Annotated in this window: 1 protein-coding gene; it reads left to right on the top strand. The window is 40.6% G+C overall.

Translation table 11 applies throughout. From position 1 onward, the window contains the following. A partial coding sequence (locus ACGTN6_RS21000) for a helix-turn-helix domain-containing protein (protein WP_394595046.1) occupies positions 1-529 on the top strand: 529 nt, incomplete at its 5' end. Between the last annotated feature and the right edge of the window lie 8 nt (positions 530-537).

Genomic DNA, 537 nt, shown 5'->3' with positions numbered 1-537 from the left:
AGGTGCGATGGTGAATACTATTACATCAGCTATGAAAAAAGACATTGCGGTACGCTATTTGAGTGAAATTACGACTTATAAAGATTTAGCTAACGAGCTTGGGATCGATGATTCCGTTATCCGATATTGGGTGAAGCTTTATAAGTATCACGGTGACCAAGCCTTTATTCCACCCTATACAAATTACCCTGCGGATTTTAAAATGAAGGTAATTCAGATGATCGAAAACCAAAACTATTCGATTCGGGAAGCCTCAGCCATCTTTAGAATCCCTGATTTCTCAATGGTTCGCAGATGGAAAAAGAAGTGGGAAGAAGGCGGTGTCGAGGCCCTTGAATCATCAGGAAAGGGGCGCCCTAGAGTGAATTCATCTAAGGATCAAAACCAGTCAGAACAACCATCTAACCAAGATATGAAAAAAATGCAGGAAGAGCTAGAATACCTTCGTGCTGAAAATGCGTACTTAAAAAAGTTAAGAGCCTTAGTTCAAGAAAAAGACCAGCAGACAACCAAACCAAAGCGCAAGTAATATACGAG

It is taken from the genome of Halomonas sp. B23F22_20 (assembly GCF_043496985.1).
In the GTDB taxonomy this organism is placed as follows: domain Bacteria; phylum Pseudomonadota; class Gammaproteobacteria; order Pseudomonadales; family Halomonadaceae; genus Halomonas.
The sequence above is the reverse complement of the archived record's forward strand: the minus strand, read 5'-3'. Positions and strand labels throughout refer to the sequence as shown.